Below are 23,217 nucleotides of genomic sequence, written 5' to 3' on the forward strand. Positions count from 1 at the left end.
ATACTCATCATGCGGATTATCTGTATGATGATTCTTTCGTATGTTCATATCCGGCAGGCAGAAAATAGCAGGCTTCAGGATCGTTCCTGTAAAAGCAACCCGCTTATCCTTGCCGGATAAGCGGGTTTTTATATGATAAGGAGGATGACAGTCATGAGGTATTATCGGGTTCACACAGCAGACCAGGCATATCTGACCAAGCAGCCGAGGGGAATCTTTACCACTATAGGCAAACTGGTAGATGCGGGTGTATTATCAGAAGCAGAAACGGAAGAATACTGGAACAACCGTCGGTATTTTGAGGACGTCCTTCCCGTTCCTCCCTTCTATGATCAGGGCAACCCGGACGGAGCCATCACCTGGTTTAAAGATACGGCGGAAGGCAACCGGATCTGGGAAGAAATGACCTTCTACCGGAACATGGCTGCCAAATACGGCGTTCAGCTTTACCTTTCGGAATGCACCGACATTCCGGGAGAAATCATCTACGAGGATGATTTCCAGATCGCGGTCAAAAACCCGCGGAACGACATACCGATACAAACACATCAAATATAAGGGGATCACCGTTATGAAAAAACTGATCTGGCCTGATTACAAAAACTGTACCGCCAACCTGCCTAATTCCATCCTGAAGAAGTTCGGCGCACCCACCGTCGGGGATACGCTCCCCCTGCTGGATCAATACCTGGACAAGGATTACCGGAATATCGTCGTCCTGCTGCTGGACGGCATGGGAAAACAGATCCTGGAGCATCACCTGAAGGCGGACGGGGCTTTCCGGAGCCATCTGGCAGGAATCTATCAGTCCGTCTTCCTTGCCACCACGGTCGCGGCCACCACTTCCGTCCAGTCCGGACTGCAGCCTTGCGAGCATTGCTGGCTCGGCTGGGACTGCTACTATCCCCAGATTGACCAGAACGTGACGATGTTTTTCAACCTGATCCAGGGAACAGACCAGCCGGCGGCTGACTTCAATGTTCCGCTGACCTTCACGCCCTATGAGAACGTCCTGGACAGGCTGACCAGCGCCGGAACCAAAGCATACCGGCTGACGCCCTATGACGATCCCGCGCCCGGAAACATAGAGGAGTTCTGCCGCCGGATCAAAGCCCTCTGCGATGAACCGGACCGGAAATACATCTTTGCCTACTGGGACGAGCCGGACGGTCTGCTGCACGACAACGGCTGTACTTCCGCTCCGGTGCATGAGGCCCTGATCGATATGGAGAACGCTGTTCAGAAAATTGCAGGTGAACTGGAAGATACCCTGCTCATCGTTACAGCCGATCATGGACACATTGATACGGATATTGCGTTCCTGCCGGACTATCCCGAACTGATGGACTGCCTGGTCCGCACCCCCTCCCTGGAACCCCGCGCCATCAATTTCTTTATCAAGGAAGAAAAGAAAGCCTTCTTTGAAAATGAGTTCAGGAGGCGCTTCGGAGAAAAGTTCCTGCTGCTGACGAAGGCAGAAGTGATTGAACGGCAGCTGTTCGGTACCGCTGAACCCAGCAGGCAGTTCACAGGTAAACTGGGAGATTACATCGCCATTGCCACGGACACCCTATCCATCTGTTTCAAGGATCAGACCCCAAGGCCAAACTGGAAGTCCATGCACGGCAGCGTCACAGAGGACGAAGTGCTGGTACCGCTGATCCTCTTTGACTGTAACGGGAATTAAAGGAAGTCTTAATGTGATTTTTCATTAACCACCGCTTCCTTTGGAATTGCGTTGGAATCTCATTAAATCCATTGACTCGGCCGGCCGCGGATCACTAGAATGAGGATCCCGGCCGGTCCTTCTGCTCTGTACCGAAACCGGAGAATAACAGGAGTTTCAGTATATGAAAAGAAGAAAAATATGGATTGTGATTCTCATCGTGGTAATCGGCCTGATTGATATCCTCGGGCTGAATTACCTGTCGGTGCTCAATACAGCAAAAGCACGTTTTGCCGTCTATCAGGAAAAAGCACAAACCCTTCAGACTACCCAGGGAAAAGTCAGCTATATTGATGAAGGCAGCGGCACGCCGGTTCTGGTCTGCCACGGCATTTGCGGCGGATACGACCAGGGTTTTGACGTGCTGAAGGACAAAACGGATTCCTGCAGGGTCATCGCACCCTCCCGGTTCGGCTATCCCGGAAGCGATCTCCCGGAAAACGCCTCTGTCGACCTGCAGGTGGAAGCCTATGTGGAACTGCTGGACGCGCTTGGGATTGAAAAGGCCTATGTGCTCGGAACCAGCGCCGGCGGCACCGTCGCCATCCGGATGGCCCTTGCCCATCCCGAACGGTGCAAAGGCCTGATCCTCTACTGTTCCGGTTATCCCAATGAACAGGCGTCTGAAAAGAAGTCCGGGATCAGCGGTCCGCCGGCCTTCGTATGCAACGATTTCTGTATGTGGCTGTTCAGTCCGCTTTTTGAACCGCTGATGGGAATGGACAGCGATACCGTCCGGACTATCCTGCCCATTGCAGACCGGAAAGAGGGGATCCTGTTTGATTCCCGCGTCGTAAACGGAGCCAAAGCCGGGCACTTTGAGGACTATAACCTGGAAAAATCCCAGGTTCCTGTGCTGATCATCCATGCAAAGGATGATAAACTGGCTTCCTTTGCATCCGCGGAAGAGTGGAGCCGCCGCATTCCGAACTGCACCTTCCTCCCGATTCCCGACGGCGGGCATACCATGCGGGGGCATGCCGCGGAAATCAGCCAGGCCCTGGATCAGTTCATCAAGGCCGAATAACCCGGAATTGATATTTCGTCAGACCGCCCTGGTAGGCCGTACGGAAGAAGAGCAGGAAAAGTATGATACCGGCCGCCTGAAAATCCTGCCGGATATGATCCTGGCAACAGCAAGACTGTAAAGACCGTTCATCCGCACAGCATTTCCTGTGTATTTATAGGAACAACCGGATAAATCCTCTGGATATTCTGAGGGAAGATCATTATAATCTTCCCTTGAAATATTGTTTTTGGCACTTCATTGTGCCACGGAGGAAGAAGAATGAAAGCTTTTCTGAAGAGGAAAAACATCGTCATCTCACTGAAGCGCTACGGCATTGACGCACTGGGCGCCATGGCACAGGGTCTGTTCTGCTCCCTGCTGATCGGAACCATCATCAACACCTTCGGCGCGCAGCTTCATATTCCGTTCCTGACAAAGACCGTCGCAACCATCGGCGGTGTGGACTACACTGTGGGCGGCATGGCTTCCGCCATGAGCGGCCCGGCCATGGCCATCGCCATCGGCTACGCGCTGCAGTGTCCTCCCCTGGTGCTTTTCTCCATGACGACCGTCGGTTTCGCGGCGAATGCCCTCGGCGGCGCTGGCGGACCGCTGGCAGTGCTCTTTGTGGCTATCATCGCAGCTGAATTCGGCAAAGCCGTTTCCAAGGAAACCAAAATCGATATCCTGGTAACTCCCCTGGTGACCATCGGCGTGGGCGTGCTCCTGTCCTGGCTGATTGCTCCTGCCCTCGGCAAAGCCGCCATGGCTGTCGGCAACGTCATTAAATGGGCAACCGAGCTGCAGCCCTTCCTGATGGGTATCCTGGTCTCTGTAATCGTGGGTGTTGCCCTGACGCTCCCCATTTCCTCCGCGGCGATCTGCGCGGCATTGCTGCTGACCGGCCTGGCCGGCGGCGCGGCTGTTGCAGGCTGCTGTGCGCAGATGGTCGGCTTCGCGGTTATCTCCTTTAAGGAAAACAAGGTCGGCGGACTGGTGTCCCAGGGTCTCGGCACCTCCATGCTGCAGATGGGCAACATCGTGAAGAATCCCCGGATATGGATCGCGCCTACCCTGGCCTCCGCTATCACCGGCCCCATCGCCACCTGCGTATTCAAAATGGAAATGAACGGCGCCCCCATCTCCTCCGGCATGGGCACCTGCGGCCTGGTAGGCCCCCTGGGCGTTTACACCGGCTGGGTCAACGACGTGGCCGCCGGCACCAAGGCAGCCATCACCGGCTTTGACTGGCTGGGCCTTGTCCTGATCTGCCTGGTGCTTCCCGCTGTACTCTCCCTGATCATTCACTTCTTTGTCCGGAAAGCCGGCTGGGTCAAGGACGGGGACCTGAAGATCTGATCAACCAGAAACGGAGCATCCTATGGACCAGAACATACTCCCCGAGCGGCTGGAGCGGAATACAATCTACGAAAGCGACTACGTCTGCCTTTATACAGATAAGGTAAAGCTCTCCAGCGGATATATCATTGAGAAATACCATCAGATCCATTACCCGCATCAGGCTGTCAGCATCGTCATCTTCAATGAGAAAAACGAGATCCTGATGATCCGGGAAAAAAGATATACCGTCGGCCGGCTGGAATGGGAAATCCCGGCCGGAAAAATCGAAGACGGTGAAAGCAAAGAGAACGCGGCCCGGCGGGAAGCCATGGAGGAAACCGGCTGTACCCTGAAGGACCTGACCTTCCTCTGCTCCCAGAACCCGGCCAACGGCATGTCAGACTGCCTCTGCCATGTGTTCGCCGCCCGGGTGGATACCGAAGGCAGCATCCGGGACACGGACGAGGTCGCCTCCAAGGTCTGGATGCCTGTGGAACAGGTAAAGGAGATGCTACGGAAGAACGAAACCCATTGCGGCGTTTCCATGCTGGCGATCCTGTTTGCCCTTGAGTTTTATCAGCATTGATCCTTTATACGACACCACTCTTTCTGAAAAGGAAATAATCCTATGATATACTGGGTTAAGACACCGCCCCCGGCTGACATTGATTACAATGAGTACAAGCCATTTTTCCGGAACGACTGGTTCCGGAATCACTATATGTTTTTCGCATACTGGCTGATGGCGGTGCTGGCCGTTCTGCTCTTTGTGACCGGCGGAATGAAAGGTGTTTCCTGGTTTCTCCGGATTCCGGTTTTTGTGCTGGTTTTCCTGGCGCATGAACTGCTGCACATCCTGGTAATCTACCGGATCGGGGATATTTACCTGAGCCATTCCGGGCTCTTCTTCTGGATGAATACCAATGCTGAAATGTCCAAAGGCCGGTTCTGGCTGTTTATGACCCTGCCCCTTCTTACGCTGACCCTTGTTCCGGCAGCCCTCCTTCTGCTGAACACCGGCGCCTTACGGCCTTATCTCCTGTATATTGCCTGGAGTAACGCGATCATCGCGTCCTCAGATATCATCAATTCTCCGCTGATCCTGCTGAAGCCGAATGGTTCTGTGTTCTGCAGAGGTTTCTGCAAAACCGGTATGAAACGGAGCTGATCCGCATTATGAATCAGAAAACTATCACCACCATCATTTTCGTCCGGCACGCACAGTCTGTATTCGGCAGCGATGACCGGAACCGGCCCCTTTCAGACGCGGGCCTGGAAGACCGTAAGATCGTGGCGGAAACCCTCCGGGACAGGAAGATCGACGCCTTCCTGAGCAGCTCTTACAAAAGAAGCATGGATACTATCCGCCCCTCCGCCGAACTGCGGAATATGGACATCCGGACGGATGAGCGGTTCCGGGAACGGCAGTGCGGAGATTTCACTTCCGATTCTCTGGCCAGGCGATGGGCGGATTTCTCCTGGGCAGAGGAAAACGGCGAATGCCTCGCTTCCGTACAGGGCCGGAATATGGAAGCCCTGCGGGACGTGCTTCAGGATTATGCCGGACAGACCGTTGTCATCGGCACCCACGGCACCGCCCTCAGCACCATCCTGAATTTCTATAATCCGCGCTTCGGCCTGCAGGACTTTCTCCGGATTGTCAGCTGGATGCCGTATGTCATTGAACTGACCTTCGACGGAGACAAGCTGATCAGCGTCAAGGAACTGAATCATGTGGACAAAGAAATCTCAAAATAAATCCATCAACCACAATAAAGGAGGAATCTCACCATGCCCCATGTTGAAATCAACTGCTATCCCGGAAGAACCGAGGAAATCAAGCAAAAGTGTGCGGAAAAGATCGCGGAAGATATCGCGGCCACCCTGGGCTGCAATCTCTCCAGCGTATCCGTGACCATCCGTGAAGTGCCCCAGGAAGACTGGAAAGCCCAGGTCTGGGATGAAAAAATCATGACCTCCGGAGAGACCCTGTACAAGAAGCCGGGCTATACCTGCGACTGACATATCTCCCGGCGGATCCTTGACCCTCCATTGTTAGAGATGTATAATTCATCTATGGTAGCAACTATATAAGATTTGTCTGCGGACAAGGAGGAAAACTACATGAAGAAAAGGCTGCTGGCCCTGCTGACCGCGCTGGCCATGATTTTGGGTTGCGCGTCTGTCATGGCTGAAACCACCACCGAAACCACCGGAACTGCTACAGTGAAGGGCTTCGGCGGAGACATCACCGTTACTGTCACCCTGGACGGTGCCGACATCAAGGATGTACAGATCACCGGCGACGGTGAAACCGAAGGCATCGGTTCCAAGATCATCAACGAATGGCCCAATGCCTTCATCGAATACAACGGCATTGTGGACACCTACACCGGCGCTACCTTTGCAGGAATCACCCGTGAAGCCGTCATCGCCGCCATGCGTGAAGCGCTGACAAATGCCGGCGTAAATCCCGACGACTATATGCGTGAAATGGCCGGAGACGAATCCGTTGACCTGACCATTGATACGGACGTCGTGATCATCGGTGCCGGCGGCGCCGGCATGACCGCCGCCCTGACGGCCTCTGACGCCGGAAAGAGCGTACTCGTGCTGGAAAGCCAGCCCGCTGTGGGCGGCAACTCCGTCAAATCCACCGGCGGCATGAACGCCGCCAAGACTGCCTATCAGGATGCGAACACCTTTGATGAAGCAGCCGGTATCGAAAAGACCCTGAAGTCCGCGGAAGCTTATGTGGACAACGAGGCGATCACCGCCCTGGCCGCTACCGTCAAGGAACAGTGGGAAGCCTGGCAGGCCAATCCCGAAGGCTACTTCGACTCCACCGAGCTCTTTGCCCTGGATACCCTGATCGGCGGCAAAGGCCTGAACGATCCGGAACTGGTGAACACGCTGGTCAACAACAGCGCTGCCGCCATTGATTACCTCGATTCCATCGGCATCCACCTGAACAACGTGGCTGCCTTCGGCGGCGCTTCCGTCAAGCGCATTCACCGCCCCGTCAATGACGAAGGCAAGACCGTCTCCGTCGGTGCCTACACCGTGCCGCTGCTGGAGGCTGCCTGCCAGGGCCGCGACAACCTGGCCCTGCTGACCGACGTGACCGCCACCAAGCTCCTGACCAACGAAGCCGGCGCTGTCATCGGCGTTGAAGCCCAGGGCAAAGCCGGAAACAAAGTCACCGTAAACGCGAAGGCCGTTATCCTGGCCACCGGCGGTTTCGGCGCCAACCTGGATATGGTTGTGCAGTACAAGCCTGACCTGGCCGGCTTCATGACCACCAATGCCGCGGGCATTCAGGGCCAGGGTATCCTGATGGCCACTGAAATCGGTGCTGCCACCGTGGATATGGAGCAGATCCAGATTCACCCCACCGTGCAGGCTGATACCGCTTCCCTGATCACCGAAGGCCTGCGGGGCGACGGCGCGATCCTGGTCAATGCCAACGGCGAACGCTTCATCGATGAAGTCGGCACCCGTGACGTGGTATCCGCCGCTGAAATCGCCCAGCCCGACTCCTTCAGCTGGCTGGTTGTGGACCAGAAGATGGTGGACGCTTCCTCCGTTATCCAGGGCTACATCAACCGCGGCCTGATGCTGCAGGGTGATACCTATGAAGCCCTGGCCGGAGAGCTCGGCATTCCCGCCGACGCCTTCGCCGCAACCATGGAAAAGTGGAACGGCTATGTGGCAGAGAAGAACGATCCTGACTTCGGCCGGACCAGCTTCGCCCAGCCCCTGGACACCGCTCCCTACTACGCGGTTAAGGTGACTGCCGGCATCCATCACACCATGGGCGGTCTGAAGATTGACTCCCAGACCCATGTGCTGAACACCGAAGGACAGATCATCCCCGGCCTTTTCGCCGCGGGTGAAGTCACCGGCGGTGTCCACGGCGGAAACCGCCTGGGCGGCAACGCTGTGGCAGATTTCGTGGTCTTCGGCCGTATCGCCGGCCAGGAAGCCGCGGATTCCATCCAGTAATCATTCCAGACAAAGCCTTGCGGCTGCCAACCGGCAGCCGCATTTTTGCTTTATAAATGAAAACAAAGTAAAAGCATCTGTGATATAATCCGTTACAGTATAATACGGACTGTCTGATAACATTCTGACCTGAAAGGAAGAAGACCATGTCTTTTGAACGAATCGGAATCCGTCCCGCGCAGATCCTGCTCCCGGCCGCCGGAGTGAATCCGGAAACCTGGGCCTGCATTGCCTGCGACCAGTACACCTCCGAACCGGAATACTGGGAAAAGGCCTTTGCCGTTGCCGGTGACGCGCCTTCCGCCATCCGGCTGATCCTGCCGGAATATAACCTGAAGAACAGTGAGACCCTGATCCCGCAGATCCACCGCACCATGGCGGATTACCTGGCCCAGGGACTCCTGACACCTGCCGTGAATCCCGGCTTTATCCTGTGCGAGCGGACCATTGCCTCCGGCACCCGGCTGGGCCTGGTCTGCGCCGTGGACCTGGAACAGTATTCCTTTGAAAAGGGCTCCCTGCCGCTGATCCGCCCGACAGAGCAGACCATCACCGACCGCCTGCCTCCGCGGCTGAAGATCCGCCGGGGCGCGCCTGTGGAGCTGACCCACATCATGATCCTGATCGACGATCCGGACCGCACGGTGCTGGAGCCGCTGCAGGCAGCCAAGGCTTCCCTGCGGAAGGTTTATGATTTCGACCTGATGATGAACGGCGGCCACCTGGCCGGCTGGGCTGTGGACAGTGCTGACGCGCTGGCACAGGTGGACCGGAGCCTGAACGCCCTGATGGACACCAAGGGAGAGAATCCCCTGCTGCTGGCCGTGGGCGACGGCAACCACAGCCTCGCCACCGCCAAGGCCTACTGGAACGAGATCCGGGAAGGCCTGAGCGAAGCGGAACGCGAGAACCATCCCGCCCGGTTTGCCCTGTGCGAAATCGTCAATATCCATGACGAAGCGCTCCTCTTCGAGCCCATCTACCGGATCGTCACCGGCACCACCCGGGCCGCCGTCATGGCGGACTGGAAAGCCTACGCCGAAGCCAAAGGCATGAGCCTGGCCGCGGATGGCTCCGATCACCGGTTCACGGTCGTCTCCGCGGACGGAGAGGAAACCGTCGCGGTGCTGAACCCCGAAGGCGCGATCCCCTGCGAAACCATCCAGAAGTTCCTGGACAGTTTCCTGTCCCGGCATCCGGAAGCGGGGATCGACTTCATCCACGGTGAAGGCTCCCTGCGGGCTCTCGCCGCAAAGCCCGAGACCGTAGGCTTCCTGCTGCCGGATATCGATAAGCACAGCTTCTTCAAAGACGTGGAAAAGCTGGGCGTCCTGCCCCGGAAGACCTTCTCCATGGGCGAGGCGGACGAGAAGCGGTTCTATATGGAAGCGAAGAAAATATAATCCTGAATAGGAATTATATTTTCAATTCATAATTCACAATTCACAATTCATAATTATTATAAAGTGTAAACTACAAAAGGATCTCCCGCTGCAGTGGTTTCTGCCGGGAGATCCTTCACTTCGTTAAGGATAATACAATCTGAACAATCCCTGATATCCGGGTATCATATGTGATCCAGTATATCGTAATTATGAATTATGAATTGTGAATTGTGAATTCATTTTACAACTCAAACGTCACTTTTACACAGCGCGCAATGAACCCAATCTCATTGATCGGCACAGTTTCCGCCTCATACTGCCGGTCATAGGACTGGAGGAGCACGTTCCGGTCATCCAGGAGCTTGATCTTGCGCAGATAGCGGTGCTCATTGTAGTTCATCAGCATGATTGCGCCGTCCACCGGGCTGTTCGCCGGCACCGTCAGCACAATGTCGCCCTTGTGGATCCGGAAACCCCGCATGCTGTCGTCCGGCGCCAGGTAATAGAATACTTTGTCCGGATTTGCACCTTCAATACGGCCGTTTTCCACCGGGACCAGCTGATAGCTGACCGGCTTCATCACCGCGTTCATCACCGGCACCCGCTTGAGCACGCTCTGCAGCGCGTCCAGCCAGACGCTGCCGGCCACACCCTCGTCTTCTGTGGAGGCAGCCAGCTCCGCCTCTTTCTTCACAGGCTTTTTCGCCTGCACCGCCGCGGCCATCCGGGGCTGTACCTGCGCCAGGTCCACGGTAGCCGCGATATCATCCAGGGTAAATTCCGCTTCATTCTGCTGTTTCAGGCCGATGGCCTTCAGGATCCGCCGGGCCTGGTCATCCGCGATGATCCGGGTCCCCGCTTCCACTGCGACCAGGTAGCTTTCGCTGACGCCGCATTTCTTCGCTACCTGCTTCGGTGTCAGTTTCTGCCGGATCCGCTCGGTCCGGATCAGATCTCCCAGTCTGCTCATACTCTCATCTCTCCCGTCAAAAGTCAGTGCTCACAGTATAGCCGCCGGGCAAACAAAAAGCAAGGGCGGTTCCCGCGGGAACCGCCCTGTTTATCAGCTTTTGCTTGTTTTGCCCAGGTAGGCTTCCTGGATCGCCTCGCTGGCCAGCAGCTCCTCACCGGTACCGCTGGTGGTGATCCGTCCCGTCTCCATAACGTAAGCGTAATCGCAGGCATGGAGGGCGGCGTTGGCGTTCTGCTCGATCAGCAGCACCGTCATGCCGGTATCCTTCAGGGTCTGGATGATCTTGAAGATATCCTTGACCACCAGGGGCGCCAGGCCCAGGCTGGGCTCATCCATCATGATCAGCTTCGGCCGGGTCATGACCGCGCGGCCCACGGCCAGCATCTGCTGTTCACCGCCGGACAGCGTACCCGCCAGCTGCCAGGAGCGTTCCTTCAGCCGGGGGAAGAGGTCATAAACATAATTGATATCCTCTTCGATGGCGTCCTTGTCCTTGCGCAGGTAGGCGCCGATCCGGAGGTTTTCCAGCACCGTCAGGTTGGCGAATACCCGCCGGCCTTCCGGCACCATGGCAATACCGGTTTCCACGATCTTCTGGGTGTTCAGGTCCGTAATGTCCCGGCCTTCAAAATAGATCCGGCCGTCCTTGGGCGGTACCAGGCCGGAAATGGTCCGGAGGGTCGTGCTCTTTCCAGCGCCATTGGCACCGATCAGGGTCACAATCTGTCCCTGTTCCACCTCAAAGGAGATGCCCTTCAGCGCTTCAATACCGCCGTAGGAAACCACCAGGTCTGTCACTTTCAGCAGACTCATTCTTCATCCACCCCCAGATAGGCCGCAATTACGACCGGATTTTTCTGGATTTCCTCCGGGGTTCCCTCGGCGATCTGCTTACCGAAGTCCAGCACGTAGATCCGGTCGGAAATATCCATGACCAGGTTCATGTGGTGCTCAATCATGAAGACCGTCAGGTTGAACTTGTTCTTGATGTCCACAATAAACTCGCCCAGCTCATCCGTTTCCTGCGGGTTCATACCGGCTGCCGGCTCGTCCAGCAGCAGCAGGGTCGGATCCGTGGCCAGGGCGCGGGCAATCTCCAGCCGGCGCTGCTTGCCGTAAGGCAGGGAGGTGGCCAGCTCATTGGCCACGTCGGCCAGGCCGACGATCTCCAGCAGGTTCATGGCCTTGTCCCGCATGGCCTTTTCTTCCTTCATGTTCAGGCGGAAGGTGGCCGTCAGGAAATTGCTGGTCCGCCGCAGATGCGTACCGATCAGTACGTTTTCAAAAGCTGTCTGGCTCTTGAACAGGCGGATATTCTGGAAGGTCCGGGCAATACCCATATGAGTGATCTTGTCCGGTGTATGGACCACGGGTTTCCGGTCCTTGTACAGATCGCCGTTGATTCCGCCGTACTGCTTGATCATCTTGCCCTGTGGATGGTTCACCACAATGGGCTTCCCATGGAAGTCCACAATACCGTTTGTCGGTTCATACACGCCGGTGACACAGTTGAACGCGGTGGTTTTGCCCGCGCCGTTCGGGCCGATCAGGGCAACGATTTCGCCCTGGTTGACCTCCAGCGACAGGTTGTTGATGGCAACCACGCCGCCGAACTGCATGGTGATGTTTTCCAGGCGGAGAACAGGCACATTCGTTTTCACTTCACTCATGATTACTTCCTGCCTCCTTTCGCGCACCGGCGGGAGCCAAGCTCCCAGAGTTCCCGGTCGCCCATGATGCCCTTACGGAAGAACAGCACCACGACCATAATCACCACGGAGAATACCACCATCCGGAAGCCGGGTGCCAGCAGCGGAACCTTGAAGTTCCCCAGCACGGTTTCCGCATCCAGGAAGCGGAGCCACCATTCACTGCAGGCAATGAACAGGAAGGAGGCCATGATGCTGCCGGAAACGGAACCCATACCGCCGATGACAACGATCAGCAGGATTTCATAGGTCATGGAGCTCTTGAAGCTGTTCGCCTGCAGGGAGCCCTGGTACATAGCCAGCAGCGCGCCGCCGATCCCGGCGAAGAAGCTGCTGATGACGAAGGCCATCTGCTTATGGTGGAACAGGTTGATACCCATGGCTTCCGCCGCGACTTCATCATCCCGGATGGCTTTGAAGGCCCGGCCGTAGGTTGAATTAATCAGCAGCAGGATCAGCCCGATACAGACGCCCACCACAATAAAGGTGAACAAAACGGTATTCCCCGGCATGATGTTCTTCAGCGTCGGGTAAGTCTTCAGCAGGTTGGAGCCGTTGGTCAGTGGTCCGATGGTATCCCACTGGACAATGGCGCGGATGATCTCCGCAAAGCCCAGGGTCGCGATCGCCAGGTAGTCGCCCTTCAGCCGCAGCACGGGCATACCGATCAGCGCCGCGAACAGCGCGGCCACGATGCCGGCTACCAGCAGGGCGGGAATCACGCCGATAGTGAACTGTACCCAGCCGCCGTTATAGTACTGATAAACCGCGGCACGCTTGGCCATGGGGATGGTCAGGATCGCGTAGGAATAGGCACCGACCAGCATGAAGCCGGCCTGGCCCAGAGAAAACAGTCCGGTAAAGCCGTTGAGCAGGTTCATGGATACGGCGATCAGGGCGTAAACCGCTCCCTTCTGCAGCACCGTGACAACCATGGACTTGGTTCCAGCCGTGTGCTCAATCAGGCAGCCGGCCGCATACAGCAGCGCCACGAAGACCAGGGAAATGATGAGCTTTTTGTTTCCTTTTTTCATGTTCATCACCTCACACCTTGTCCGTGGTCTTTTCGCCAAACAGGCCGGTGGGCCGGAACAGCAGAACCACAATCAGCAGCGCAAACGTGAACGCATCCGAGAATGCGGTCCAGCCGGCTGCCTTGATCAGATTTTCACAGATACCGATAATCAACGCGCCGATCATCGCACCGGGGATCGATCCGATGCCGCCGAACACCGCCGCCACAAAGGCCTTCAGGCCGGGCATGGCGCCTACCGTGGGCGTGACCGCCGTGTAGTTGGTGAAGTACAGCAGGGAACCGATGGCCGCCATGGCGGAACCGATGATGAAGGTCACGGAAATGACGTTGTTGATCTTGATGCCCATCAGCTGGCTGGTTTCAAAGTCCACCGACACCGCCCGCATGGCCATACCGATCTTTGTATGATTGATCAGCATCACCAGCGCGACCACCAGCGCGATGGTCAGGATGGGGGTAACGATGGTAACCAGCTTCGTGGTGGCGGAACCGATCTGGATCGTCTGGGACAGACCCGGAAGCACCGGATACTGTTTTGCCAGGCCGCCTGTGACATACCACATCAGGTTCTGCAGCAGATAGCTGACGCCGATAGCGGAAATCATGATGGACATCCGAGGCGCGGAACGCAGCGGCTTATACGCCACGCGCTCCACCACAAAGCCCAGCACAACCGTCAGGATAATCACCAGCGGAATGGCCAGGGGAAGGGGCACGGAAGCAACCAGGTAAACCATAAAGAACCCGGCCGCTGTGAAAATATCGCCGTGCGCAAAGTTGATCAGGCGCAGGATACCGTAAACCAGCGTATAGCCTACGGCAATCAGCGCGTACTGTCCGCCGACGGACACACCCGCCAGCAGATAAGGAAGCAGCGTGTCAAACATAAGTTCAACCCTTTCGTGAGGGAATTAAACAGAAAGGGAGGCTGCCGCCCGTTGCGGCAGCCTCCTGGATTTCAGAACCTTATTCGCCGACCTTCTGGGTCTTGACGAAATCGAAAGCACCGGTTTCGGGATTGGCGAACTTGATGTAAGCCATGTCCTTCTTCGCGTCGCCGACATCGTCGAACGCGATGGCGCCGGTCACACCTTCATAGGTCACGCCGGGCAGCGCTTCAACGATCGCCGCGGCATCAGCGCTGTCAGCAGCCTTGATGGCGGCCAGCGCAACATTGTAAGCATCGAAGCCCAGGGCGGAAACCGCAGCAACGATATCATTGCCGCCGTTGTTGGTCATCTTGCCGCTGTCAGCATTCAGCCAGGCCTTGAAGCCGGTAACAAACTCGGCAGCCGCAGCCGCGTCGTCGTTCTCATCAAAGAAGGTGGAGCAGTAGACCTTGATGTCCTTGCCCTTGGCAGCGTTCAGGATGGCGCTGTTTTCCCAGGTATCGCCGGCCAGCAGCGGGAAGCTGATGCCCTGGGCCGCAGCCTGGTCGATGATCAGGGCCGCATAGGTGGTCGCGCAGGGAGCGAACACCACGTCGCAGCCGTTGGAAACAGCGTTGTTGATGTAAGCTGCGAAATCGCTTGTGCCTTCGGTGAAGTTCTCTTCAACCACTTCGCCGCCCAGGCCCTTGAAGGCTTCCACAAAGTACTTGCCCAGGCCCACGCCGTAGTCTTCACCCAGCATGGTCAGCACGTACGCCTTGGTGGCGCCCAGTTCCTTGGCGAAGTTCGCCATGACGGTGCCCTGGAAGGGATCCAGGAAGCAGATGCGCCAGTAGTAGTCGCACAGCAGGGTTACGTTGGGGTTGGTGCAGCTGACGCCGATGGCAGGAACGCCCGCTTCAGCGAACACGTCGCCGCCGGCCATGGAAACGCCGGAGCCATAGGAACCCAGGACCACGGACACATCCTTGCTGACCAGGGACTGAGCAGCGGAGATGGCCTTGTCGGTCAGGGACTGGTTGTCTTCGATCACCAGTTCCACGGTGTACTCTTCACCGCCGATGGTCACAGTGGGCGCCAGGCTGTTGGCATATTCAATACCAAGGATTTCCTGCTTACCGCCGGCACCGTTGTCGCCGGTAGAGGGCTCGAAAACGCCGATGCGGATGACGTTGTCAGCCATCGCAAAAGCGGGAACCAGCAGCATAACTGCCAAAACCAAAGCAATAAGTTTCTTCATGATACTTCCTCCTTGTTATGTGGTTGACACCCTTGTCTTAAGTTATTTCAGTATAACCATCAAAGCGCCAAAAAACAATCAAAGTGCAGAAGAAAGACAATAACTGCATACAAGTACGGCGGAAAATGCTTTTTGCATTCTCCGCCGTACTTTATCAATCAAAATGCTCAGCCCTTCAGGCCCTGCTCCTGCCGTTCCATGTTCTCCACGACGATGTCGTAGATTTCACCGAGGCTGGCACAGTATTCCAGCACCTGCCAGGGCTCATTGGTATGGTAGTGAATCTTGATCAGTTCATCATCGCCCACAGCCAGCAGGCAGTCACCCTTGAAGTGGGTGGTGAAGTAATCGTTAATCGCGTCCTCATCCAGGTCTTTTCCCTCGATCAGAAGCTGGGTATCGAATTTAAACTCAAGCATTTTCCTGCGTCTCCTTCCTCACTCTCCGGTCTCTCACGGGAACGGAACACAATGTATCATCTTTATCCGAATATGTCAATTACTTCAACGGTTTCAGCTTATTTTGCGCAAGCCCAGTTCTCGCCTTCGTGCACCTCCGCCACCAGCGGAACCTGCAATTCAATGGCGTCTTCCATGGCTTCCCGCAGCAGTGCCGCCGCCTGCTCCGCCTCTTCCGGCGGACACTCCAGCAGCAGTTCGTCGTGCACCTGGAGGATCAGCCGGCTCTTCAGCCCGGCTTCCCGCAGCGCCTTGTCAATCCGGACCATGGCCAGTTTGATGATATCCGCCGCCGTACCCTGGACCGGCGTATTCATCGCCGCCCGCTTCCCGAACTCACGGATCGGCGCCTTAGGGGAACGCAGCTCCGGCAGGTAGCGGCGCCGACCCATCAGCGTCTCAGCATAGCCCCGGTCGGCTCCTTCCGCCGCCGTACGGTCCATAAAACGCTTCACACCCGGATAGGTCTGGAAGTATTTTTCAATAAAGGCCGCGGCCTCCTTCCGGCTGACGCCGGTATTCCGGCTCAGGCCGAATCCGCTGATGCCGTAGATCAGGCCGAAGTTCACCGCCTTTGCCCGGCTGCGCAGCTCCGGCGTCACCCATTCCGGCGGAACATCAAAGATCTCGCTGGCTGTCCGCGCGTGAATGTCCTCTCCCTTGCGGAAGGCGTCAATCAGTGCAGGATCCCCGGAGAAATGGGCCATCAGCCGCAGTTCGATCTGGCTGTAGTCCGCGTCCAGCAGCACCCAGCCTTCCCGGGGCAGGAACGCTTCCCGGATTTCCTTTCCTTCCTCCGTCCGGACGGGAATATTCTGGAGGTTCGGTTCCGAAGAGGAAATCCGTCCCGTGGCGGTGGCTGTCTGGTCAAAGGTGGAATGCACCCGGCCCTTTCCGTCCACCAGACGCAGGAGCCCTTCCACATAGGTACTGTTCAGCTTGGTCAGCTGGCGGTAGCGCAGCAGCGGCTCAATAATCTCCGGCGCGTCAAAGCGCAGGCCTTCCAGCACCTCCACCGAGGTGGAATATCCCTTGGAAGTTTTCTTTCCATGGGGGAGATTCATCTCCTCAAACAGCACCTCGCCAAGCTGCTGGGTGCTGTTCAGGTTAAAGGGATGACCCGCGGCCGCGATCACCTGCTCCCGCTTTTCGTCAATCTCCGCCGTATATTTGTTTCCCAGATCCCGCAGGAATTCCGTGTTGACGGTAAATCCTGCCTGTTCCATCCGGAACAGCACGAAGCTCAGCGGCTGCTCGATTTCCTTCATCAGCCGCGTCATGCCGTCTTCTTCCACCCGGTTTTTCTGCCATACCGCCAGGGAACAAAGCGTACCCGCGTCCTCCGGCAGATCGGGACACAGGGCGCCCAGCCGGTAGCTTTTTTCCTGCGGATTCAGCAGGTAAGCCGCCAGCATCGTATCCCAGCCGAAGCTTTCCGGCCCTTCCAGGCCGCAGCGGTCCAGCAGGTGCAGCAGCGTCTTGCCGTCATGAACGATTGCTTCTCCCTTTTTCAGCTCCCCTGTCAGCGCGCCCAGCACTTCCGCCGGATCCATCCCTGGATTCAGCAGGTCGCCGCCGAGGCTGATTTCCGCGCGTTTTCCGCCCTCCCGGGCCAGAGAAACCGCCATTTCCGATACATATACGCACAGCGGTCCCGCTGCCTTTGTCTCATCCAGCCAGGCGGCAATACCGGATACGGACTCAAGGGAGACCGCCGGTTCAAAAGACAGTGCTTCAGGACCCTTCTTCTCTTCAGTTTCCCCGCCTTCTCCCTCACTGTCCAGCCGTTTGATGATGCTGTTCAGCTTCAGCTTCGCCAGTGCCGGAATGCCTTTTCTCAGATCCGGCAGGACACAGGAGCCGAGGGTGAATTCCACCGGCGCGTCCCGGCGGATTGTTGCCAGCTCCTTGCTGAAGCGGGCCTGGTCCGCATAAGCCGCCAGCTTTTCACCCAGCTTTCCCTTCACCTTATCCGCGTTTTCCAGCACCTTTTCCAGGGTGCCGTATTCCTGCAGCAGTTTTACCGCGGTCTTGTCGCCGACGCCCGGCACACCGGGAATATTGTCGCTGGAATCCCCAGCCAGGCCTTTCCAGTCCGTCACCTGTTCCGGGGTAAAACCGTATTCTTCATATACTTTTGAGGGAGTAAAACGGATGGTTTCTGAAATGCCCTTGCGGGTGAACATCAGCTCCGTTCCGCCGCCCACCAGCTGCAGGGCGTCCCGGTCACCGGTCAGCAGCAGGGGCGTCGCGCCGGCCGCAGCGCCTTTCAGGCTCAGCGTTCCCAGCAAGTCATCCGCCTCCCAGCCCTGCAGGGAGAAACGGCGGATTCCCATATCGTCCAGCAGGGACAGGATGGTGCCGAACTGCTGCCGCAGTTCCGGAGGCGTCTCCTTCCGTCCGGCTTTGTAATCCGCATACACTGTATGACGGAAGGTCGGGCCGTGTTCATCAAAGCAAACCGCCAGGTACTGCACGTTTTCTTCTTTGATGACCTTGAGCAGCATGCTTAAAAAGCCGTACACCGCGTTGGTATAAATCCCGTCCGCGTCCATGACCGGAAGGGCATGGAAAGCACGGTGCATCAGGCTGTTTCCGTCCACCAGCAGAAAGATATCCTTCAAGAAGGTTCCTCCCTTCATATCCTCATTCAGTTTCTTCATTATAGTTGATCCCGCGCTTTCCTGTCCATTCCTTTTCAAACCGCCTGAAACATGGTATACTTCCATCTGTATACATCTATGTTTATGAGAGAGGAAGGGCGTTTCATGGCCTATTCTGTCGGAGCGATTTCCCTCGGCTGCAACAAGAACCGGGTTGACACGGAAACAGCGCTCGGTTTGCTGAAGGAAAAGGGCTTTGTGATCACAAGTGATCCGGCGGAAGCGGATGTCCTGCTGGTGAACACCTGCGGGTTCATTGATCCTGCCAAGGAAGAATCCGTCAATACCATCCTGGATATGGCGGAATATAAAACAACGGGCCGCTGTAAGGTCCTGGTTGTAACCGGCTGTCTCAGCCAGCGTTATTCCGGGGACCTGCTGAAGGACATTCCGGAAATTGACGTGCTGCTGGGTGTCAATCAGTACGCGGAACTTCCGGCTGCCATTGAAAAGGCGCTTGGTGCAGAACGTCCCTGCCTTTGCAGCGACGATTTCAGCTATTATGAACATGACCGGGTCCTGACCACACCGGGATATTCCGCTTACATCCGGATCGGTGAAGGCTGCTCCAACCGCTGCACTTTCTGCGCCATTCCGATGATCCGCGGACCTTACCGCAGCCGGGATGAGAAGGCGATTCTCCGGGAAATCACCTCTCTGGCAGGTTCCGGAGTCCGGGAGCACATCCTGGTGGCCCAGGATACTACCCGTTACGGAACGGAAGACCATCCCCATACCACTCTTCCCGACCTGATGCGGAAAGCTGCCGCCATAGACGGTGTGGGCTGGCTCCGGGTGCTTTACTGCTATCCGGATGAAACAAACGACGCCCTGCTGGACGTCCTGGCGGAAACAGACAACGTCTGTCCCTACCTGGATATTCCGGTGCAGCATATCAATGCTGACCTGCTTCACCGCATGCACCGCCGGGGAACACGGGAGGATATCCTCCGCTGCGTCCGCGGCGCCCGGGAAAGAAACCTGACGCTGAGAACTTCCCTGATTGTCGGATTCCCCGGTGAAACGGAAGACCAGTTCCGTGAACTGCTGGACTTTGTGGAAGAAACTGAATTTGACCGGCTGGGCGCCTTTGCCTATTCACCGGAAGAAGGAACCCCCGCCGCGAAAATGCCTGACCAGATTCCTGAAGAAATCAAGCAGGAGCGGTTGGACCGCCTGATGACCCTGCAACAGAAGATATCCCTGAAGCGCAACCTGGCCAGGGTCGGTTCTGTGGAACAGGTGCTGGTGACCGATACGGACGGCCGGGGCAATGTCCTGGGCCGCAGCTGCCGTGAAGCTCCCGAAACAGACGGAGAAATTTATGTTTCCTGCGGAGAAGCCCGTCCCCAGCCCGGACAGTTCATTCCCGTCAGGATCCTTTCCGCTGAAGAATATGACTTGAGAGGTAAAATGCTTTGAACCTTCCGAATAAACTGAGCGTTGCCCGGGTACTCTGTATTCCCGCCATTGTAACGCTGCTTCATTTTCCGTCTGATACCTGCCGGATCATTGCAGCGGTGCTGTTCATTATCGGCTGCCTGACAGATTTCCTGGATGGAAAAATTGCCCGGAAACGGAACCTTGTGACGGATTTCGGTAAATTCATTGATCCCGTGGCAGATAAACTTCTTGTCCTGACCACCCTGATTATGCTGGTTTACCTGAAGATGATGCCTGCCTGGATCGTGATCATCATTCTCTGCCGGGAACTGGCAGTGGACGGACTGCGGATGGTTGCCGTCACCAAAGGAAACGTGATCGCCGCCGGACCGCTTGGCAAGTGGAAAACCGCCTGCCAGATGATCCTGATCAGCGCCATGCTGATCCTGAATCTTTCCGTTTATGAATGCTGGCCGCTGGCGGTTTTAGCCGGCATTGTCGTGCTGCTTACCCTGGGTTCCGCTGTGGATTATTTTGTGAGGAACGCCTCTGTTTTGTCTGAAAAATAAAGGCTTCCCGGTTTCCACATCCGCTTTTCCCCAACCCGGTGAATTCACTGAAAACTGTGGATTACTGAACCGGTTTCCACTCCGTTTTCATTCACCGGATCCGGTTATCCCTTTCCGCTCTTTCCTGATCCTTCCCAAAAAGAAGGATTTGCATGAGCTGATATGGAAATATAACAGGAATCCTGTTGATAACCGGTATGCATATTCACATTTTTTCCACCGCAGCAAATGAATTATTTCATTCTTTTGCCGTGTTCTCCACAGTTTTCACATGTTCTATTACTACAACGACTTGTTCTTATATAATTAAGAGCATTCCGCGTTTTCAGACGAAAGAGGTTGAACCGAAATGATCCTATCCATGAACTCTCAGGACCTGCTTGAAGGACTCAACATTGTCACCAGAGCACTGTCCCCCCGTCCGGCAAAACAAATCCTGGAAGGTGTGCTGATTTCAGCTGAAGAGAACCGTGTCATGATGACCTGTTCCGACGGGTCGCTGACCATTGAATACACCAATGCCGCTTCCGTGCAGGAAGAAGGCCAGACGGTGCTGCCCGGCAGGATTTTTACGGAAATGATCCGTAAAATGCCTTCCGGTACCGTGACAATCACGGAGCAGGATCATCGTTCAGCTACCATTCGCTGCATGAAGAACCGCAGCTCCCTGGCTGTGATGAATCCGGCGGAGTATCCTGAAATCAATCCGATGAAAACCGGTTCTGCCGTAAAAATCCAGCAGAACAAGTTTAAGGATATGATTTCCCATGTGGTATTCGCTATTGCCACAGATGAAAGCCGGCAGATCCTGACAGGCAGCCTGCTGGAAGTGAACCGCAGTGAAGCCCGGCTGGTTGCGCTGGATGGATTCCGGCTGGCAATGTATAAGCTGTTCCAGCCCTTTGAACTGCCGGCAGGCGTTGACGTGGTCAGTGCCGTCATTCCCGGTAAGGTACTGAATGAACTGACAAAGATTCTTCCGGATGATGATGCGTTCTGCACGCTGCTGGTGGATAAGGGAAGAATGCAGTGCACCTTTGGCAATATCCGCCTGTCCAGTGTTCTGCTGGCCGGTGAATATATTGATTACCGCCGCATTCTGCCTTCTGATTTCAAGACCGAAGCGCTGGCAAACAAGAGCAACGTCCAGGACGCTATTGAACGCGCAAGCCTGATGGCCCGTGAAGGAAAGAATAACCTGATCAAGATGAGCTTCCGTGATGACGTCCTGAAAATTTCTTCCAATGCTGAACTGGGTGATGTGGAAGAAGAAATGGAAGCTTCCCTGAACGGCGAACCCATTGATATTGCTTTCAATGCAAGATACATTACGGATGTGATCAGGAATGTTCCGGATGAGGAGCTGTGCATGAAATTCAATTCCAGTGTCAGCCCCTGTGTGGTTGTTCCTCAGAAGGGCAATGACTATCTCTACCTGATTCTGCCGGTACGTGTTTTCCAGTAAGATAAAGGATATCATCTGAAAACGGCTGTCCGGATTCCGGATCATGCCGTTTTCTGTTTTAAAGAAGATGCTGATAGAAGAACTGAAACTCAAAAACTTCAGAAATTACAGCGAGCTGACACTTCACCCCCATCCCGGCGTCAATCTGTATTTCGGAAGGAACGGATCCGGCAAGACGAATCTGCTGGAAGCGATTCACTATTGCTCACTGGGCCGTTCCCACCGGATTTCAAATGATGCCAACGCGGTCAAAAACGGTGAAGCGTTTGCTCTTTCTTCTGTCTCCATCCGCAATTCATTAGGCCAGCGTGAAATCGCCGTACGCTTTCATCCTGATGAAACACAGAAAAAGTCCATCCTGCTGGACGGAAAAAAGATTGCGAAGTTTTCCGATATGATGGGCTGCCTGCGCTGCGTCATCTTTTCACCTGAAGATCTCGGATTGATCAAGGAAGGACCGTCCCTGCGGAGACGGTACCTGGATATGATGATCAGCCAGATCAACAGGGGATATTTCATTGCCCTCCAGCAATACCGGACCTGCATGGATCAGCGGAATGCCCTGATCCGGAACCTGCGGGCAAACTCCTATGCTGATACTTCCATGCTTTCAGCTTTTGAGGAAACAATGGCTGCTCCTGCAGCGGTGATTATCCGTGAAAGGAGGAGAATCGTTTCGCTCTTATCTGAATGCGCACGGGAAACATATCAGCGGGTTTCGGATACAGATGAGGTTTTTCGTATGGCATATCATTCTTCTGTAAAGGAAGAAACAGAAATCGAGGAAGTCCTCTGCCGCCTCTTCAGGGAAAACAGGGAGGACGATATCCGGATGGGATTTACTTCTGTCGGTCCACACAGGGATGACCTGATCCTGACGCTGAATAAGAACCAGATGAAACAGTTTGCCAGCCAGGGACAGATCCGGACAGCCGCTCTAAGCATGAAATTATCCCAGATGCAGATCCTGAGGGATCAGAGCGGCGAAGAGCCGGTACTCCTCCTGGATGACGTGATGAGCGAACTGGACCGGAAACGCCGGGCCTGCCTGATCGGTGAAATCAGCTCCTTCCAGACTTTTATCACCTGTGCTGACCGGGATGACGTGGACTGTGAAAAAGTGGATAAGATGTGGATGGTTTCAGCTGACGCAGGCGAGGCAAAGGTAGAAGAAATTCAGAATTCAGAATTCAGAATTCAGAATTAAATGTTTACGATACTTATATATTATGGTTTGTATATATACAGCTGAATGTTTCACGTGAAACATTCATCATGAATCATTGATCTATAAGGATATAACCAGGATGTTATAAAACTCGACAATTGGCTACACAAAAGATTTAGGTAAAAGTAGGTTATAGA

The 23,217-nt window shown here is 55.5% G+C and carries 22 protein-coding genes; 14 read left to right on the forward strand and 8 right to left on the reverse strand.

The genetic code is table 11. The annotated features are described in order from the left end of the window. Positions 1-153 precede the first annotated feature (153 nt). The 10 genes from JYE49_RS12355 to JYE49_RS12400 all read left to right on the forward strand — a co-directional run bounded on the left by JYE49_RS12355 (position 154) and on the right by JYE49_RS12400 (position 9,484). Positions 154-558: a hypothetical protein gene (locus JYE49_RS12355; RefSeq protein WP_093957823.1), complete on the forward strand. Its 405-nt coding sequence runs from the start codon at positions 154-156 to the stop codon at positions 556-558. Between the two features lie 13 nt (positions 559-571). Beyond that, complete coding sequence (locus tag JYE49_RS12360; protein ID WP_093957824.1) at positions 572-1,687, forward strand: alkaline phosphatase family protein; 1,116 nt, start codon at positions 572-574, stop codon at positions 1,685-1,687. A gap of 163 nt (positions 1,688-1,850) precedes the next feature. After that, on the forward strand, positions 1,851-2,753 hold the full coding sequence (locus JYE49_RS12365) for an alpha/beta fold hydrolase (protein WP_093957825.1): 903 nt from the start codon (positions 1,851-1,853) through the stop codon (positions 2,751-2,753). 261 nt (positions 2,754-3,014) lie between these two features. Continuing rightward, positions 3,015-4,094: a PTS sugar transporter subunit IIC gene (locus JYE49_RS12370; RefSeq protein ID WP_093957826.1), complete on the forward strand. Its 1,080-nt coding sequence runs from the start codon at positions 3,015-3,017 to the stop codon at positions 4,092-4,094. Between the two features lie 22 nt (positions 4,095-4,116). After that, positions 4,117-4,662, forward strand: a complete 546-nt coding sequence (locus JYE49_RS12375) for an NUDIX hydrolase (protein WP_093957827.1) — start codon at positions 4,117-4,119, stop codon at positions 4,660-4,662. 42 nt (positions 4,663-4,704) lie between these two features. Beyond that, positions 4,705-5,244, forward strand: coding sequence for a metalloprotease family protein (locus JYE49_RS12380; RefSeq protein WP_093957828.1), 540 nt, complete (start codon positions 4,705-4,707; stop codon positions 5,242-5,244). Between the two features lie 8 nt (positions 5,245-5,252). After that, a complete protein-coding gene (locus JYE49_RS12385; RefSeq protein WP_283399425.1) occupies positions 5,253-5,834 on the forward strand; it encodes a histidine phosphatase family protein in 582 nt (193 codons plus the stop codon). Between the two features lie 33 nt (positions 5,835-5,867). Then, on the forward strand, positions 5,868-6,098 hold the full coding sequence (locus JYE49_RS12390; protein ID WP_093957829.1) for a tautomerase family protein: 231 nt from the start codon (positions 5,868-5,870) through the stop codon (positions 6,096-6,098). Between the two features lie 102 nt (positions 6,099-6,200). Beyond that, the gene (locus JYE49_RS12395; protein ID WP_093957830.1) at positions 6,201-8,081 is read left to right on the forward strand and encodes a flavocytochrome c; all 1,881 of its coding nucleotides are present in this window, start codon (positions 6,201-6,203) and stop codon (positions 8,079-8,081) included. A gap of 146 nt (positions 8,082-8,227) precedes the next feature. Then, positions 8,228-9,484: a DUF1015 domain-containing protein gene (locus JYE49_RS12400; protein WP_093957831.1), complete on the forward strand. Its 1,257-nt coding sequence runs from the start codon at positions 8,228-8,230 to the stop codon at positions 9,482-9,484. Between the two features lie 223 nt (positions 9,485-9,707). Here the strand turns inward: JYE49_RS12400 and JYE49_RS12405 are convergent, their stop codons facing one another. From JYE49_RS12405 to polA, 8 genes are all read right to left on the reverse strand, one after another. Beyond that, entirely contained in the window at positions 9,708-10,436 is a 729-nt protein-coding gene (locus tag JYE49_RS12405; RefSeq protein WP_093957832.1) for a LexA family transcriptional regulator, read from the reverse strand. A 93-nt stretch (positions 10,437-10,529) separates the two neighbouring features. Continuing rightward, entirely contained in the window at positions 10,530-11,246 is a 717-nt protein-coding gene (locus tag JYE49_RS12410; protein WP_093957988.1) for an ABC transporter ATP-binding protein, read from the reverse strand. A 2-nt stretch (positions 11,247-11,248) separates the two neighbouring features. After that, entirely contained in the window at positions 11,249-12,109 is an 861-nt protein-coding gene (locus JYE49_RS12415) for an ABC transporter ATP-binding protein (RefSeq protein ID WP_093957833.1), read from the reverse strand. 2 nt (positions 12,110-12,111) lie between these two features. Then, positions 12,112-13,182: a branched-chain amino acid ABC transporter permease gene (locus JYE49_RS12420; RefSeq protein WP_346763121.1), complete on the reverse strand. Its 1,071-nt coding sequence runs from the start codon at positions 13,180-13,182 to the stop codon at positions 12,112-12,114. Positions 13,183-13,192: 10 nt separating this feature from the next. Then, a complete protein-coding gene (locus JYE49_RS12425; protein ID WP_093957835.1) occupies positions 13,193-14,071 on the reverse strand; it encodes a branched-chain amino acid ABC transporter permease in 879 nt (292 codons plus the stop codon). A 79-nt stretch (positions 14,072-14,150) separates the two neighbouring features. Beyond that, a complete protein-coding gene (locus JYE49_RS12430; RefSeq protein WP_093957836.1) occupies positions 14,151-15,314 on the reverse strand; it encodes an ABC transporter substrate-binding protein in 1,164 nt (387 codons plus the stop codon). A gap of 167 nt (positions 15,315-15,481) precedes the next feature. Next, positions 15,482-15,733: a fatty acid kinase subunit FakA-related protein gene (locus JYE49_RS12435; protein WP_093957837.1), complete on the reverse strand. Its 252-nt coding sequence runs from the start codon at positions 15,731-15,733 to the stop codon at positions 15,482-15,484. Positions 15,734-15,831: 98 nt separating this feature from the next. Beyond that, entirely contained in the window at positions 15,832-18,435 is a 2,604-nt protein-coding gene (gene polA / locus JYE49_RS12440; RefSeq protein WP_179217375.1) for a DNA polymerase I, read from the reverse strand. A 105-nt stretch (positions 18,436-18,540) separates the two neighbouring features. Between polA and rimO the strand changes: the two genes are divergently transcribed. The 4 genes from rimO (at position 18,541) to recF (ending at position 23,059) form a co-directional block, all read left to right on the forward strand. Then, positions 18,541-19,857, forward strand: a complete 1,317-nt coding sequence (rimO, locus tag JYE49_RS12445; protein ID WP_093957839.1) for a 30S ribosomal protein S12 methylthiotransferase RimO — start codon at positions 18,541-18,543, stop codon at positions 19,855-19,857. Continuing rightward, positions 19,854-20,387 carry a CDP-diacylglycerol--glycerol-3-phosphate 3-phosphatidyltransferase gene (pgsA, locus tag JYE49_RS12450; RefSeq protein WP_093957840.1) on the forward strand — a complete coding sequence of 178 codons (534 nt, stop codon included), beginning with the start codon at positions 19,854-19,856 and terminating at the stop codon, positions 20,385-20,387. The genes rimO and pgsA overlap by 4 nt, the downstream gene beginning before the upstream one ends. A 361-nt stretch (positions 20,388-20,748) precedes the next feature. Further along, the gene (gene dnaN / locus JYE49_RS12455) at positions 20,749-21,852 is read left to right on the forward strand and encodes a DNA polymerase III subunit beta (RefSeq protein WP_179217376.1); all 1,104 of its coding nucleotides are present in this window, start codon (positions 20,749-20,751) and stop codon (positions 21,850-21,852) included. A 67-nt stretch (positions 21,853-21,919) separates the two neighbouring features. Further along, a complete protein-coding gene (gene recF / locus JYE49_RS12460) occupies positions 21,920-23,059 on the forward strand; it encodes a DNA replication/repair protein RecF (RefSeq protein WP_179217377.1) in 1,140 nt (379 codons plus the stop codon). Positions 23,060-23,217 lie beyond the last annotated feature (158 nt).

It is taken from the genome of Aristaeella hokkaidonensis, assembly GCF_018128945.1.
GTDB lineage: Bacteria > Bacillota > Clostridia > Christensenellales > Aristaeellaceae > Aristaeella > Aristaeella hokkaidonensis.

Bases quoted from the DNA above. Each gene is read 5' to 3' on its own strand.
- JYE49_RS12365 (WP_093957825.1), top strand. From the start codon at position 1,851: ATGAAAAGAAGAAAAATATGGATTGTGATTCTCATCGTGGTAATCGGC.
- JYE49_RS12375 (WP_093957827.1), top strand. From the start codon at position 4,117: ATGGACCAGAACATACTCCCCGAGCGGCTGGAGCGGAATACAATCTAC.
- rimO (WP_093957839.1), top strand. From the start codon at position 18,541: ATGGCCTATTCTGTCGGAGCGATTTCCCTCGGCTGCAACAAGAACCGG.
- JYE49_RS12360 (WP_093957824.1), top strand. From the start codon at position 572: ATGAAAAAACTGATCTGGCCTGATTACAAAAACTGTACCGCCAACCTG.
- JYE49_RS12355 (WP_093957823.1), top strand. From the start codon at position 154: ATGAGGTATTATCGGGTTCACACAGCAGACCAGGCATATCTGACCAAG.
- JYE49_RS12380 (WP_093957828.1), top strand. From the start codon at position 4,705: ATGATATACTGGGTTAAGACACCGCCCCCGGCTGACATTGATTACAAT.
- JYE49_RS12385 (WP_283399425.1), top strand. From the start codon at position 5,253: ATGAATCAGAAAACTATCACCACCATCATTTTCGTCCGGCACGCACAG.
- dnaN (WP_179217376.1), top strand. From the start codon at position 20,749: ATGAACTCTCAGGACCTGCTTGAAGGACTCAACATTGTCACCAGAGCA.
- JYE49_RS12420 (WP_346763121.1), bottom strand. From the start codon at position 13,182: ATGAAAAAAGGAAACAAAAAGCTCATCATTTCCCTGGTCTTCGTGGCG.
- recF (WP_179217377.1), top strand. From the start codon at position 21,920: ATGCTGATAGAAGAACTGAAACTCAAAAACTTCAGAAATTACAGCGAG.
- JYE49_RS12370 (WP_093957826.1), top strand. From the start codon at position 3,015: ATGAAAGCTTTTCTGAAGAGGAAAAACATCGTCATCTCACTGAAGCGC.
- JYE49_RS12435 (WP_093957837.1), bottom strand. From the start codon at position 15,733: ATGCTTGAGTTTAAATTCGATACCCAGCTTCTGATCGAGGGAAAAGAC.
- JYE49_RS12415 (WP_093957833.1), bottom strand. From the start codon at position 12,109: ATGAGTGAAGTGAAAACGAATGTGCCTGTTCTCCGCCTGGAAAACATC.
- JYE49_RS12425 (WP_093957835.1), bottom strand. From the start codon at position 14,071: ATGTTTGACACGCTGCTTCCTTATCTGCTGGCGGGTGTGTCCGTCGGC.
- polA (WP_179217375.1), bottom strand. From the start codon at position 18,435: ATGAAGAAACTGAATGAGGATATGAAGGGAGGAACCTTCTTGAAGGAT.
- JYE49_RS12405 (WP_093957832.1), bottom strand. From the start codon at position 10,436: ATGAGCAGACTGGGAGATCTGATCCGGACCGAGCGGATCCGGCAGAAA.
- JYE49_RS12390 (WP_093957829.1), top strand. From the start codon at position 5,868: ATGCCCCATGTTGAAATCAACTGCTATCCCGGAAGAACCGAGGAAATC.
- JYE49_RS12400 (WP_093957831.1), top strand. From the start codon at position 8,228: ATGTCTTTTGAACGAATCGGAATCCGTCCCGCGCAGATCCTGCTCCCG.
- JYE49_RS12395 (WP_093957830.1), top strand. From the start codon at position 6,201: ATGAAGAAAAGGCTGCTGGCCCTGCTGACCGCGCTGGCCATGATTTTG.
- JYE49_RS12430 (WP_093957836.1), bottom strand. From the start codon at position 15,314: ATGAAGAAACTTATTGCTTTGGTTTTGGCAGTTATGCTGCTGGTTCCC.